General features: G+C 38.3%; 10 protein-coding genes. All 10 read right to left on the reverse strand.

The genetic code is table 11. The annotated features are described in order from the left end of the window. A partial coding sequence (locus D8877_RS06840) for an LTA synthase family protein (RefSeq protein ID WP_142999425.1) occupies positions 1 to 2,230 on the reverse strand: 2,230 nt, incomplete at its 3' end. 71 nt (positions 2,231 to 2,301) lie between these two features. After that, positions 2,302 to 4,044, reverse strand: coding sequence for a rhamnan synthesis F family protein (locus tag D8877_RS06845; protein ID WP_125352840.1), 1,743 nt, complete (start codon positions 4,042 to 4,044; stop codon positions 2,302 to 2,304). A gap of 1 nt (position 4,045) precedes the next feature. Further along, the gene (locus tag D8877_RS06850) at positions 4,046 to 5,452 is read right to left on the reverse strand and encodes a glycosyltransferase family 2 protein (RefSeq protein ID WP_125352843.1); all 1,407 of its coding nucleotides are present in this window, start codon (positions 5,450 to 5,452) and stop codon (positions 4,046 to 4,048) included. 179 nt (positions 5,453 to 5,631) lie between these two features. Continuing rightward, the gene (locus D8877_RS06855) at positions 5,632 to 6,861 is read right to left on the reverse strand and encodes an ABC transporter ATP-binding protein (protein ID WP_125352845.1); all 1,230 of its coding nucleotides are present in this window, start codon (positions 6,859 to 6,861) and stop codon (positions 5,632 to 5,634) included. Next, positions 6,861 to 7,664 (reverse strand): ABC transporter permease, encoded by an 804-nt coding sequence (locus tag D8877_RS06860; protein ID WP_125352847.1) that lies wholly within the window; start codon positions 7,662 to 7,664, stop codon positions 6,861 to 6,863. The genes D8877_RS06855 and D8877_RS06860 overlap by 1 nt, the downstream gene beginning before the upstream one ends. A 5-nt stretch (positions 7,665 to 7,669) precedes the next feature. Continuing rightward, entirely contained in the window at positions 7,670 to 8,605 is a 936-nt protein-coding gene (locus tag D8877_RS06865; RefSeq protein ID WP_125352849.1) for a glycosyltransferase family 2 protein, read from the reverse strand. Next, complete coding sequence (gene cps2T, locus D8877_RS06870) at positions 8,602 to 9,750, reverse strand: beta 1-4 rhamnosyltransferase Cps2T (RefSeq protein ID WP_125352851.1); 1,149 nt, start codon at positions 9,748 to 9,750, stop codon at positions 8,602 to 8,604. Before cps2T ends, D8877_RS06865 begins: the two co-directional genes overlap by 4 nt. Before the next feature lie 338 nt (positions 9,751 to 10,088). After that, a complete protein-coding gene (gene tuf / locus D8877_RS06875; RefSeq protein WP_002895003.1) occupies positions 10,089 to 11,285 on the reverse strand; it encodes an elongation factor Tu in 1,197 nt (398 codons plus the stop codon). Between the two features lie 254 nt (positions 11,286 to 11,539). Next, entirely contained in the window at positions 11,540 to 14,386 is a 2,847-nt protein-coding gene (gene ppc, locus D8877_RS06880; RefSeq protein WP_125352853.1) for a phosphoenolpyruvate carboxylase, read from the reverse strand. 46 nt (positions 14,387 to 14,432) lie between these two features. After that, positions 14,433 to 15,665, reverse strand: coding sequence for a cell division peptidoglycan polymerase FtsW (gene ftsW / locus D8877_RS06885; RefSeq protein ID WP_125352855.1), 1,233 nt, complete (start codon positions 15,663 to 15,665; stop codon positions 14,433 to 14,435). Between the last annotated feature and the right edge of the window lie 37 nt (positions 15,666 to 15,702).

A 15,702-nucleotide genomic window follows, 5' to 3' on the forward strand; every position in this document is an offset into this window, starting at 1 on the left:
CAAATAATTCTGCTATAAAATCACTAGCAGCAACAAAATTATAGTTTATTTTTTTTTCTTGGAAATTACTCCAGATAAAATAATCTGTTTCATATTGTAAAGAAGGGTTATTAGCAAAAATACTAGGAGGATATAATCCTGGTAAATGATCCCCATAAAAAACCACTGTAATTTTTTTGTCTATATTTTTTAATTTTTCTAAAAATTCCATAGTTGACTTATCAGTATGTGTTAATAGCCTTGCATAACTAGTTAGATTTTCATTTTCCTCATCATTTAAGCCATCACCAGTCGCTGTCACATTTTCTGGTTGAGGATCAGACCATGGAGCATGATTTTGCATTGTTATTACTGAAAAAAACTGTGATTCAGAGGCATTGAGATTAGATAAAACATTATTATATACCGTTTCATCGCTAACACTCACTCCCTCATACTGGACATTTTTTAACTGTCTATTAGAATCACTAGAAAAAATTAGTTTATTAAAACCTAACTGTTTATATATATTTTTTCTATTATAGTTATTTGCACCAGACGGATGAATAACTATTCTATTTTTTGAATCAAAATGATTGCTAATCGTTGGGAATACTTTCATATTCGGAACTGCTTCAGTATAAAGAACAGAAGTTGCTGATGAATAATTATCAAAAGGTAAACCTGTTAATGTTTGAAATTCCATATTTGCTGTTCCGCCACCATAACCATTCGAAATCATAAGACCACCTGTGTTTTTTTCTTTTATAGATTCTATATTTGGAATAACATTTTCAGAAAGATGTACTTCAGGTAATCTATTTGGATTAGCAAAACTTTCGCTTAAAACATAAATAATAGTTTGATCATGTATATCCTCAAATCTGTCTTTATTAATTTCAAGTGCACGCCTTTCGTATTTTTTAGCAATTTCACTAATTCTATCTTTGCTATAATCATCCGGTTTCTCCATTAATGTTTTAGATAACTGCTTTATCCATACATACATTAGTGATTTATAACGTGCATTTACAGAAAAACCCATCCAAGTTATATCTTCCCAATTGTTAACAGTAGATAAAACAGGAATTCCCTCAGTAATTTTCCCATTTTTTTCGTTTTTAAAAACTACAAAGACTGACAGAGATACTATAAGCAAAAATGAGATCATTGAATAGCGAAAACGTTTTTTTACTACCAACTTTTCAACAAGTATACGTTTTCTCAACAAATAATAAACTACTGTTATGGTGACCAAAAAACTGATGCAAAGAATAATTGCCGATTTGCTTACAAAACTTAAGAGCAATTTTGGTTCTTGCAACCACACAAAATCAGTTACAAGTAATGGCTCACTACGCATCCCTTGTTTTATACCATTTGCTAAAGATAAAANAATGCCTAGACTGATAATAAGAAAAGTTGGTAGTAAATATCTATTGATAGATAAATATATTAGCATAAAAACTATAAAAAGACTTAATATTTGAAACAGAGTTGCACCAGGGAAAATATATCTTTCTAGAAGTCTATCATCCCCTTTAACACCATATTGCAGTGTATAATTAAAAATTAAGGACAAAATTGAACTTGTCAATATGACCAATGAAAAACTAGCTTGATTATGCCTAGCATCACTCATTCCTTTAAAGTATATAAGACTAAGAACACCAAATGCAGTTAAGGTAATAAAAATACTCCCTCCAGAATGTAAGAGGTATTGTTGAAATGCCGTACTATTAATATTATTTGTTATTACCACTTGATTCCTTTCTAGAATATAATCTGTTAAAAGGAAATCGTTAGCTGCAAAAGAAGCTAAAAACAGGCAGAGTGGATAAATATTGCCAACTTTATCCAGTGCTCCTATACGGAAATATCGATTAAAATATGGTAGCTTCATAAGATATTTAAAACCATATACTATTAAGATCATCCCCAGTACCGTAAGAAGGAAGTTGAACTGAATAAAATTATTGTTTATCAAATCAAATAACTTAAAACCCTCATTATTAAGATTTCGAGTTACCACTATGGCGTAAGAAGTTACTGCATAAATTCCATATCCTATACCTAATTTTAACAAGAACTTCCTACTTAAAATTCTCGTCGTATAGAGCGACACCGCTAAAACAGAAATAACATACANAACAAAAGATAGAATCCTGATATTTTCTGCAATTTTCGAACCATTATTAACTATCTTGTCTAAGATAGAGTAATTTACCAAGAAAAAATTTATGAAAAACATAAATAAAGCGAATAAAGTTTTATTGACAATAGTAATGATATCTATTTTTTTTATAAAACTCTGNAAGTTTCTTACCTCTCTATCAAACGTTTTAATATGTATTTAACCGCTCTTACAGGCCCAATAAAAATATATTTTAGCGCTCCTTTTATACCACCCATATAGTTAAAATCAACATATGTTGACGGCTGCAAATCTCCTCGATTATTGAGAATTTTATTATCGATAAAAGATGTCAGTACTATCCGATTCGGTGAAATTTTAAAATCGTAGTTCCTATCCCAAGCAATATAAACTAAGAGACGTTCAATGGCATGCAAGACTGAATTCTGGGGCAACGGTTCGGCAGGAACATCTTGATCTGTCAACTCTAAATCAAAAAGAGGCTTTAATGCATCATACTTAAACCAAATGTATGTTCCATAGCTCATAACAAATGTATTAAAGGAGTTGAAATCAATAGATTTTTTCAATCCCATCTTTTCCCAAAGATCATTCATCTTTGGGGCAATTAGATGTTCATTCCAAGCAACAACAATCCGATTATAGCGAAAAAAAGTTGGAATGTCAGCAATGACCAAACCCAAATCGTCTTGCTGGTTAAAAGTTTTGATAATATTATTTGCTGGCAAAACTAACATATCAATCAACTCTGTTCGCCAAGACTGCCCAGCCCAAAAATCCGCTTCTTTGGATTTTTTCGTATGGAAATGCCCAATGTAATCATAAGTAGCTAGCTGTTCTTTTAATTTGAGCATAGGTAAGACATCTCGACCAATATTACCTGTAACTAAAACCTGAGCTGTTTGATGAAAAGTTTTGAGACTATCTTTAATTTCCAATGCTTTCTCTTCTGTGTTGGTCGTAATAAAAAGGTCATAGGAAAACTCAAATTTCTGAAAAACTTCTAAAAACTCCTCTAATAGATCCGAGTAAAAGACGTGTAGATGAACCGCTATCTTCTTATTCTCAAATTGCCCATTCTTCGTTTCTTTCAAATACTTTCTACTTAGGAGATAAGGCAAATCTGGATAACCAATCTTAGACATATGAGAGACAATTAAATCAACTGGATAAGCGGTTTTTCGTTCAATTTCGTCTAGAATATAAGGTGTGATACTTTGATTTGCAGAGATAGTTTTTACTTTTATGAAAGGTACCTTGTGGCGCAAAATGGCCGTTGGGTTGTAATAGGAAAAATCCGGATGAAGCATGCCTGCAGTATCTTCACCAACTGTGTCAAAAACAGTTCGGTAGCTAAATCCGGCATCCACTAAATTGGTAGTAATATTAGTTTCATAATGATTAATGACATCTTGGACATCGGTGAAATTCTGTACACAAAGCCAAAAGTTTTGAAAAACATTTGAAGCTACTACTTCCTTAGAAAAAGACATATAATAACTTTGTATATGCTCCCGAAAGTGCTTGGTTCTGCGAAAATTAGTCATACCCCAAAAATTAACAGAAGAATCATTCTCAAAACGCCGATATACTTCCTTCATATCCCACAGAGGACCGAAGCATGTATCATTCATCAGTGTTACAGAATCATAATTTTTTATTTCTTCGAATCCAATTTCAGCCATACCATCTCGCCAGGCAGCAAAATCAAAACCAACATTTTCTCTTTCAATGTAATAATCAATTAAATGCTGATTCTCTATTTTCTTCTTATCATTTTCATTTAGTGCGCTGTTAGAAATAAAAACAATCTTAGAAAACAGTGGCCTCATGTGTTCCAGTTGATAAAGCACATGTTGGCTAATTATACTCAATTTATTATAGTGAACATAGAAAAGTATTCTTTTCATTTTACTTCCTTTTTTTAAATATATTTAGAATTTTGCTAGAAAGAGTCCATCTTCTAGAATGGACTACAGAATTATACTGAAGGGTAATATTCTCAATATCTTTCTGTAGTCGGTGATTTTCCTGTTTCATTTTTTCTAACTCAGCCTTGTCCTCTGCTTGCCTTTCCAGCTGTCTAGTTAAAATCTCCAATTCTTTTCCCAAAACAACGGCTACATAATCTGATTTTACTGGATCATCAATATTTAGCATTTTATAGCGTAAAATAAGATTTTTCCCATGATAGTCTCTCAAATCATAAAGCAATTGTGGATCATGTTGAGGAAAAAAATAAAAATTTTTTGCAGTAAATCCATTTGATGCACTAGGTAATATCTCAGTATTGTTATCTACGTCCAATAGGGAAACCTGAGAATAAAAGCTAGGAAGCTCTGATAAATCAACCCGCAGCCTCCTACATTCTGGGGGAAGCCTAAAAGAAACTTCATCTTCAAACTGTAGTTTTTTTTGTAAGATATGTTCTTGGGAAAAAACTCCCAGCTTATCTGCAAAATAGATGGTCAGTTTTTCAATGCCAATATGTGACAAGGAATTCGTTGGCCGGGACAAATATATCTCATACGTGTTAATCCGTTCTAAGAGGAATCTAACCATTTCTTTAAAATCACTTTGGGGATATTTATCAACATAGAAAAGTTGGGTTTCCAAAAGACGATTAAATCGTTTTTGCAAAGCTTCAAAATCCTTAGGTCTAGAATCTGAACCTTCATGTATTCGATAAGCAACCATAGCTTCTGGCAAGAAGAGCTTTTTTGTCCTTTGAAAGAGATCAAGTTGCATATCAAAAGTATCGTCAGCTGTTGTTGGATCCATCTCATCATTAACTTCCAACATCAGTTCTCTTTCAATTAACCAAGTAGATGGAGCTGTAAAACCTCGGCTTGCTAACATCACCTCGTAAGAAGTAATCAGTGGCATCTGTCCACTAGAAAAAACTTGATCTTCTGTAATTTGATTATCTTGATTAATAAAACAAATATCTGTTGTAGACCAACGATATTCAGGATTTTCTCTCAGAGCTCTATACTGTTTCTGGAGTTTCTCATTGTCTAACCAAATATCGTCACCATCACAGCGGGCAATATATTTCCCACAAGCTTCTTGACAGACTCGCTTCCAGGTAAGTGCAATCCCTAAGTTTTCTTCATTGTAGAACGTTCGAATAAGTTCAGGATATCTAGCCTGATACTCTTCAATAATATTTCTTGAATGATCAGTAGAAGCATCATCAATAATAATTACCTCAAAAGAAAAGGAGGTTTTTTGTTCTAGTAAACTATCTAAGGTCTTCGGTAAGAAATTTTCTTTATTGTAAACCGTACAAATCACAGATACAACTGGTTCAGTCATATTTTCATCCTTTCTTCACAATTCTTTCAAATTAAAATTCACACTTCCTTAAATTTTGAAGCAATAGAAAATACTGAAGTTCTCAAGTACTCTTGACGCTTCTTTGCAAACTATCATCCAATCTTAAAGCTTTTGAATATCTAATTACCCATATGTTTTCTTATCGTTTGGGAATCAAATTATCCCTCAATCTTCCACTCACCATTTCTATGAATCAATCCAGCAGCTGAATCAACAGCTGAAAAATCGTCACTAGCAATGTCATCTCGGTTTATCATTATAATAGGAGCATTACTCTCGCTTGCAAAGGCTAGCATTTCTCTAGAATCACCTAAAATCGTTACCTGTAGTTTTAATTTTATATTATTGATGGCAGCTAGACTACATCTATAAATCAAACTTTTATGCCCTTTAGTCTCAGTGGGAGAGTCAAAAGAATTATCATTATAAATCCAGATGTTCCGGTCTATATCAGTCATGGAAAATACAGCATGAGTCGAAATATCTTCTAAAACATCGTACGAAATTCTAAACTCCACATCTTCATGCTGAGTTATTCTGGGATTTGAAAGCAGTTCTACCTGCAAATTTTCTACAAGAACCTTCCCCTTATTCACTTCTGATGCATCTAAATTATCTTCACTTTCATCATGACTGATTTTCTGAACAGCATTATCGAAACTGTATTGATTAGCTACATCTTCTGGCGACCCCATAGCCTTTACCAAGCCATTTTCAATCAAAACAGCCTTGTTGCAGTATTTTTTTGCTGCTCCCATATCATGAGTAACTAATATAGTGGTCTTACCAGAAGCCTTACGCTCCATAAAGTAATCATTACACTTACGTTGAAAAGCTTCATCTCCTACAGCCAGCACCTCATCTAGAATCAAAATATCCCCCTGTGCCTTAATAGCAACCGAGAAAGCCAGTCGAACTTGCATTCCACTAGAATAATTTTTGAGTTTTTGGTTCATAAATTCTTCCAATTCTGCAAACTCAACAATATCTCTATACATGGCATCAACTTCTTCTGTTGAAAATCCCAACATAGCCCCATTCATATACACATTTTCGCGTCCAGTAAGTTCAGGATTAAAACCAACTCCCAATTCTATAAAAGAAACTAATTTACCATCAACCGTCACGCAGCCCCGTTCCGGCACATAAATCTGTGAAATAATTTTTAAAAGGGTAGACTTCCCAGAGCCATTTCTTCCCAAAATTCCAAAAAAATCACCTTTTTCAACATTAAAGGAAATATCTTTCAATACATACTGTTCTTTGTAACCTTTGATACCTCGAAAACGATTGACTACAGCTGTCCGCAAACTGTTGGTTGCTTCTGTCGGTAATTTAAAGAACTTACTAACATGTTCAACTTTTACTGCAATATTATTTTCTGTCATTAGAGAATCTCCGCAAATTTCTTAGCATTTTTGTTAAAAATCCAAAATCCAAATATAAAGATAAGCCAAGGAAGGCAATATGGAATAGCAAGAATTAGCTTATTATTTACCATTTGCCAGACTGGTGTATTAGCTTTATCAATCAGGAAATAGCGCATATCTTGGATAATCTGAGCCAAAGGATTCATCATAACTAGCTTAGCAGCTAAAGGATTTTTATCTACAATGAAACTGATAGGATAGATAATAGGAGTTGCATAAAGTCCTGCCTGCATAAACACTTCCCAAATTTGGGATAAGTCACGAAAACGAACAAAAAGCGTTGCTAAAATGAAAGCTAGGCCAGTCGAGATTAAAAAGAGTTCCAAAAACAAAGGAAAAATCCACAAAGCAGATAGAGTAAATTGGACACCATTCAAAATAGCAAACACCAAAACAACAAACAAGTTGATTGAGAAATTGATAGCCGCTCCTGCTACAGCCGAAATAACAATAATATGCTTAGAAAAATTCAACTTTCGTAGCAAATCCCCACGTGTCACAATAGAGACCATCCCCATAGCCGTCGCTTCTGAGAAGAAGCCCCAAATGACGTTGGCTAAGAGCAGAGCTACTTCAAAATGTGGTACATTTCCTCCCAAGCGCAAAAAGCGGACAAAGACCAGATACATGATAGTAAACATCATCAACGGCTTCAAAATCGACCAGAGATAGCCGACCAAGGACCCTTGATAACGCAACTTAAAATCCGTCTTGATTAATTCTTTCAAAAGAATTCGATTTTTTTTACTAAAAAAATCCATGAATATTACTCCTTATAAGCAAACTTTGTGAGAATGAGGCTCGTAAAAACAAGGGTATGGAAAGTACGGTTTTTACGGTAGCCATACTGACGAATCCTGCGCCAGCGCTCCTTAAAAGGCACCTCCATAATGGTCACAAAATTCTCAATTAACTCTCTATTTTCAGCAGTCAGCGGCAGGACCAGCAAATTTCTAGCCTGGGTCTGACTGTCTTTTATCAATTTCCAATATTTGGCAAAAAGAACATGGGGACGCACCCAGTTTTTTACGCGTTTTCTGAGCGTTCGAGCTCCTAGAACATTGTTTGAATGCTGGCGATAGAGCTCACCTGGCTTGTCAATATAGACTAGATTGCCAAAAGCCGCAGCCAGCAAGCCCAGATACCAATCGTGCATGAGCAGTTCATGCTCTTCCTTCCCAGTCCAAAGTTGGGCCAAGGCGCGATTTATCATAGAAACGCCGCCCGTCACCGTATTCTCCGTCAACTCTTGGACTAGTTCTGTATTAGCGTGATCTGACTGAGTGCGAATCATGCTTTCGTGAACAACCTGTAGCTCTTGATCCACGACCTTCAAGTCAGTATAAACCAGCAAGGGCTCACTGCTATCATGTTTGTCTGCCTCAGCCAATTGCATAGCAATCTTGTCTGGCAGCCAAACGTCATCTTGGTCGCTAAAAAGATAAAAATCCGAATCTTGATATTGAAGCAGGCTATGAAAACTCTGAATGACACCCAGATTTTGTGGATTTTCCCGATTGATAAAGGAAATGCGGTCATCCTTGCGGCAAAAGTCTTCGATGACAGCACGCGTCCCATCTGTAGAGCCATCATCACGAATCAGCAGCTGCCAGTCTCTATATGTCTGCTCTTGGATACTCTTAATCTGCTCGGCCAGAAATTGCTCCCCATTATAGGTGGACAGAAGAATGGTCACTTTCATGATAAAAATAAATCCTCGTATTCACCCACAATTTTTTCCCAGGTGTAGTTTTCTTTCATATTTTCTTTGGCGGCTTGACCTAGCTCCGTAAAATCTGTTTGAGCATCTACTCGGTCAATCAGCTGAGCCAGCTGGCCGGGTTCTTTTTTCCAGTACAGAGCCGTTTCTTTTGCTACCTTCCGATTGAAGTCCACATCCAGCACCAAATTGGCATCTGTCTGAGCCAGTGCTTCCAAGAGTCCCGGATTGGTCCCGCCAACCTCGTGGCCATGTATGTACGCAAAAGCATGATTACGGATATATTTGAGCAGATTCTGATCATAGACCGTCCCAGCAAATTTAATGCGAGAATCACGGTCAAAGCTCGTTTTCTGCTTAAGCTCTTCAAAATAGGGATTTCCCTCATGATTGCAGATAATCAGCAAGTCACGTTGGGTTTTGGATTTCATGAACTCTTGAATGATGGTTTCATAGTTGTTCTCCGGAACGAAGCGTCCGACAATGAGGTAATAGTCTTTTTCCTTACTGGCCCACTTTTCAAAGAAGACCCTGACCTTGCCTTCGTTTTCCGTCAGATTAGACAGATAAAGGTCGGTTCCATAAGCGATACAGGTCGTTTTAGACCAAGGATAAGCTTTTTGAATATAGCTTTCGATGCCTTGATTGTCCGCAATAACCAAGTCAGCATGCTTGGTCATGACCTTTTCAGAATACTTGAGATAGGATTGGACTGGCTTAGACCACTTGGCCCGCTTCCACTCCAACCCGTCAGGATTGATAAAGAATTTACCGCCTGCCTGATGGATACGACGAGCAAAGGGAAAGATAAAAGCACCAACAGTATTTCCAAGAATGTAAAAAATTGGCTGCTCAATCTGCTCTTTCTTAGCAAACTTGAGGGCATAGGAAACAGCCATCATATCATAGGCAATTACTCGGGCCGGACCAAGCTTGGGTGGCTTGACTGTAAAGCAGTTTACTCCCTTGTAGTCAAAATGATGAAAAGCTTCATCATCCGATAAGCAAGCCACATGATACTGGATTTGAGAAGAGATTTGATGCTCTGTCAATTTCTCGACAAAAGTTTCAAATCCTCCATATTTGGCAGGAAGTCCCCGACTCCCGATGATGAAGACATGTTTCATGATTTCCCTCAATTCAAGATTTTACAATCCATTCTATTATACCACTTTCTAGTGTGTTTGTATAACCAGAATCAAAAAATCCATTATTACCCTTACAAAAAAATATGAAAGTCACTTTGTTTTTAAATAAATCTATCCATTGTAGATTTATTTAGATTACTTTCAAACATAGTCGTTTATTTTATCTTATACTAATTCGCTATATCTACGCCAGTACAACCTACAACTATCCTACTCGGACTAAAAAACTATCTCCTTAAATACAGAAAGCATACAAAAACCCCGTTTTCACGGGGTTTAGTGTCTGACTATAATTGTTATCTGGGAACGGAATCGAATTAAGCTTCGATTTCTGTAACCATACCTGAACCAACGGTACGTCCACCTTCACGGATAGAGAAAGTAGTACCTTGTTCAACGGCGATTGGGTGGATCAACTCAACGTCGATTGTTACGTTATCACCAGGCATTACCATTTCAGTACCTGCTGGAAGTTCGATTGAACCTGTAACGTCAGTTGTACGGAAGTAGAACTGTGGACGGTAGTTGTTGAAGAATGGAGTGTGACGTCCGCCTTCTTCTTTAGTAAGGATATAAACTTCACCCTTGAATTTAGTGTGTGGGTTGATTGAACCTGGTTTAGCGATAACTTGTCCACGTTCGATTTCATCACGTTGAATACCACGGAGAAGCACACCTACGTTGTCCCCTGCAAGACCTTCGTCAAGCTGTTTACGGAACATTTCAACACCAGTAACAACTGCTTTTTGGATTTCTTCTTTGATACCAACGATTTCGATTTCGTCATTGACTTTAACGATACCACGGTCGATACGTCCTGAAGCAACTGTACCACGACCAGTGATTGAGAATACATCTTCGACTGGAAGAAGCAATGGCTTGTCAGTATCGCGTTCTGGTTCTGGGATGTACTCATCAACAGTGTCCATCAATTCCATGATGATGTCTTCATATTTAGAGTCACCTTCAAGAGCTTTAAGAGCTGAACCTTGGATAACTGGAAGATCGTCACCTGGGAAGTCGTATTCTGACAAGAGGTCACGGATTTCCATTTCAACCAATTCAAGCAATTCTTCATCGTCAACCAAGTCAACTTTGTTCATGAAGACGATCAAGTGCTTAACACCAACCTGACGTGAAAGCAAGATGTGCTCACGAGTTTGTGGCATTGGTCCGTCAGTTGAAGCTACTACAAGGATAGCTCCGTCCATTTGAGCGGCACCAGTGATCATGTTTTTAACGTAGTCCGCGTGTCCTGGAGCGTCGATGTGAGCGTAGTGACGCTTAGCAGTTTCATACTCAACGTGCGCAGTGTTGATAGTGATTCCGCGTTCGCGTTCTTCTGGAGCAGCATCGATAGACGCATAGTCTTTAGGTTGGTTAACTGCTGAAGGCAAGCGACGTGCCAATACAGTTGTGATAGCTGCTGTCAAAGTAGTTTTACCGTGGTCAACGTGTCCGATAGTACCAATGTTAACGTGTGGTTTACTACGATCGTATTTTTCTTTTGCCATTTGAGTAAAAGCCTCCAATAAAATATATTTTATAGATAGACAGTAGGCAATACAGTCTAACTTTCCTTACTATTTTATCAAATTTAAATGAAAATGCAAGTCTTTTAGCATTTTTTTGTGAATTATTCCTTGTCTAATTTGTAGTAAGGTTTATACCAAGAAAAGCGGTTGAATTGTCACAAGTATAACGAATTAAGTAGCCCTTTGGTTACAAAAATAGAAAAAACCGGAAAAATTCCGATTTTCTCTTTGTATTAGCCAGAGTTTCGCAGACCAGTCGCAATACCGTTGATGGTGATGTGAATCAGCTTTTCTTGATCTGGTGTAAGCTGGCCGTTTCGCTGACGCTTGATTAGCTCTAGCTGGATATAGTTCAAAACATTGAAGTAAGGCATGCGGTAGTCCAAGCTGTCTCTTAGATAAGTGTTTTCAGCAAGTAGCTCATCGTGCCCTTCAATCTCTAGAATGACATCCTTAGTCAGCTGCCACTCATCTAAGATAATATTGAAAATATCACGCACATTCTGATCTTCACAAAGCTGCGCATACTCAAAAGCGATATTCATATTTGACTTAGACAGAACCATATCTACATTTGATAAGAGAGACTTGAAGAATGGCCATCTCTTATACATAAATTGCAGAAAGGCTAAGTTATTTTCTGGGTCTTCATCAATGAATTCCTTGAAACTCGATCCGACACCATACCAGCCTGGGAACATAACCCGACTTTGAGACCAAGAGAAGACCCACGGAATAGCCCTTAAGCCACCGATTTCGGTAATGGTTTTACGGGCTGCTGGACGAGAACCGATATTGAAGCTAGAAATGGCTTTGATAGGGCTGGATTCGAAGAAATAATCGTAGAAACGCTCGTCGCCAAAGACCAAATCTCGGTAAATCTGATAACTGCGATTGACTACTTGGTCCATGATTCGCTCATATTTATCAGACGTATGGCTATCGCTCTTCTTATGAGTTACCATTCGGTTGATGGCAGCAGACACTAGCATTTCCAAGTTATAGTAGGCTGCGTCTTTATTTCCATATTTATTACCAATGACTTCCCCTTGCTCAGTGAGACGGATACGGTCATTGATACTGCGGAGTGGCTGAGAAGTGATGGCTTCATAAGTTGGACCACCACCACGTCCTACTGTACCTCCCCGGCCATGGAAGAAGGTAATTTTTACGCCAAATTGATCACCGATAGCTGTCAACTGCTGCTGTGCTTTGTAGAGAGTCCAGCAAGAAGACAGGTAGCCACCGTCCTTATTACTGTCTGAATAGCCCAGCATGATTTCCTGATAATTATCCTTAGAAGCAATCCACTTCTGCGCAACCGGCAGAGACAGGTATTTCTCCATAGTATCACAGGAATTGTCCAAATCCTCAATGGTCTCAAAAAGCGGAACAATCTGGACACGAGCCCCATTTTCATCAATCAGCCCCACTTCCTTGAGCATAATAGCCAACTCAAGTAGATCTGATACACTGGTCGAATGAGAAATAATATTCTGCTTAATCACTTCCTCACCAATGGCATCTTTTAGCTGACGGGCTGTTTTGAAAATCTCCAGTTCTTTTTGCAGGAGTTCGGATTTAGTCTCATGGGTAGCTGACAGGATACGAGGATCTTCAAGCAGCTGTTTGAGGAGGATCTGGCATTTTTCTTCTTCTGACAGACTACTATAATCCTGAACAATATTAGCCGAAGCCAAGAGCTCAGCCACACAGGCCTCATGAACACTAGAATCCTGACGCATATCAATGCTGGCCAAGAAGAAACCAAAAACCTCTACAGCTTGAAGAAGTTCAGTCAAGTCCCCACTTACCAAGGCTTCACCATGATGTTCGATAAGAGAATCATAAATGACCTGCAAGTCTTCTTTAAATTCCTGAGCGGTTCTGTAAGAAGGTGTCTCCTCCTTCTTGAGCTCAGTCAGGGTCTCGCTGATACGAGACTGGATATAATTAGGGATGATTTCTCTTCCTTTATTGCTGACAGAAAGGTTGGCCTTCGCAGACAATTTTTCCTCAGCTCGGTCCGTCAATCGCTGACCGTCAGTTGAAAAGTTGCCTTCTTTAAGGTAAAGCAAGGTTTGAATCAGCTTGGACTGGATATAGTGGAAAGCTCGACGGTAAGGTTCGTTTTCCCGATAAACAGACTTGTCAGTAGACAGAGCCGCCATTTCTGCTACTGCCTGACTGGTTTCTGAGAGGTTGGTCGAGAGCGAGAAGGTACGATAGAGTGTATAAACCTTGTCAATATAATAGTTGAGGATGACTTCGCTCTGGAGGGTGGCTGACAGTTTCAGAGTTTCTGCGGTTACAAAAGGATTGCCATCCCGGTCACCGCCGATCCACATTCCCATGGTAATAGGCTTAGGATTATCCAGCTTGATGCCCCGCTCTTCTGCCAAGCGTCTGTATTCGACCATAAAGTTGGTAATAGCTTGCAGGAAAGAGCTGTTATAGTACTCCATGACATTGGTAATCTCATTGGTCACTTTCAGCTTCTTCTCACGGATCATATCTGTCTGCATCATAAGCTCAATATAGCGGCGGAGATTTCCTAGCCACTTCTTCTCATTAACTAGGCCAGCCTTAACATCACGATGCTGACGCAGCAAACTATGAATATGATTGGTTAAATCCAGAACGGTCTTACGCTGAACCTGAGTCGGGTGAGCTGTCAGTACTGGCACAACATTCAGGTTTTCAAGAATCTCCTGAGCATTTTCCCGCGTTGAAATCAGGTCAATAGTTGTTGACAGCTTCCCAAGATAATCCTGATCGATATTGTTCTGATGGTTGATTTCATAAGCTAGGTCCACGTCTTCTGAGATATTAATCAAAAGCGGCAAGATAGAGAAATAACGGGAAATATAAACCATTTCATCTGTCGATAATTCTTCTACAATCGCTTTTAACTCATGATATTTGGAGTTAACCGCCATCTCCTCCATAAGGGAGATTTTTTCAAAGGTCTCAGGGTCGAGAAGATTCCGAGTAATATCGGCAAGTAAGTCTGTCAAAATGGCGACTTCTTCTCGAATCACTTCTTTATTGCTGTAGCTTTCTAATTTGTTAAATGACATAATCTGCACCTTTCATTTTTGCAACAACTGTTCACACGAACTGCGATTAAGCTTCCTCAGACCGGTCTTGTGCCTCCGCTTCCATCTGCTCATACAGGGCATCACGGCGCTCGTTGGCATCAATATTAAGTACCAAGGCAATGGCTACTGACAAGACCAGAAGACTGTTTCCTCCTTGCGATAGGAAGGGGAAGGTTACTCCTGTAGAAGGAATGAGACCTGAAATTCCACCGATATTGATGAAGGTCTGCATAAGTATCATACCGCCAATTCCCAAAGCCATCATGGAGTTAAATGGATTCTTTGCCCGAATCCCTACCAAGATAATTCTCAGAATCAGGAAAAAGAGTAAAGCCAGAATCAGACTGGCACCAAAGAAACCAAACTCTTCTATCACGATAGAAAATACAAAGTCTGTATGAGCTTCCGGCAAATATCCGCGCTTCTCAATAGAGTTACCCAAGCCCAGACCAAACCAGCCGCCATTACTCATAGCATAGTAGGAATTAGCTAATTGGTGGCCTGAGCCAGACAGATCCTTGAAGGGATTGAAGAAAGCGCTGAAACGCTTGGCCACATATCCAAAGACTGGAATCTTGGCCACGCGCTCAACCCCAATCAACCAAATGCTAGCCAGAACCAAGCCGGAAACACTAACAATGGCTCCCAGCATCGTAGAAAACCATCGGTAGCCAATCCCGCTGACGGCTATCATTATCACGACGGTCAAAAATAGAATAGTCGCATTTCCAAGGTCTGGCATAATAGCTACAATCCCAATCAGAATAGCCACCATGGTCCGCCAGTCGTTAAAGGCTTTAGGAAACCAATGGTTGTGAGTCAGGGCTTGATAGTCATAGACATTTATCTCATCCTGCCTCTTTGTGAAGCGAAAAGCTAGATACCAGACCAGAATAATCTTCAAATACTCCGCAGGCTGAATACTGAAAGCTCCAAGCTTGAGCCAACCATGAGCTCCGTTGATAGTCCCTGTTATAAAACGAGATAAAAGCAAGAGAATAATCTCAGCAAAGATAACTATAGTCAGAATACTTCCTTTTTTTAAGAAACCCAGGCGGATTCTATATAGGAGCGCAATTATAAAGAGACTTATTATCCAAAAAATCCCCTGATTCATGACCATTCCAAAACCATTTCCTCCGGCCTGAATCGAGGTAGGACTCGTCGTTGAATAGACCACAATCAATCCCAAAACAGATAAAATCAAATAAGGAATCAAGATAGAATAATTCAACAAGTGCTTCTTGTCAATTTTCATATTTCACCATTAAACTTCTAAAAATTCAATTCTCATT

The sequence above is a fragment of the Streptococcus sanguinis genome (genome assembly GCF_003943735.1).
GTDB classification, from domain to species: Bacteria; Bacillota; Bacilli; order Lactobacillales; family Streptococcaceae; genus Streptococcus; species Streptococcus sanguinis_E.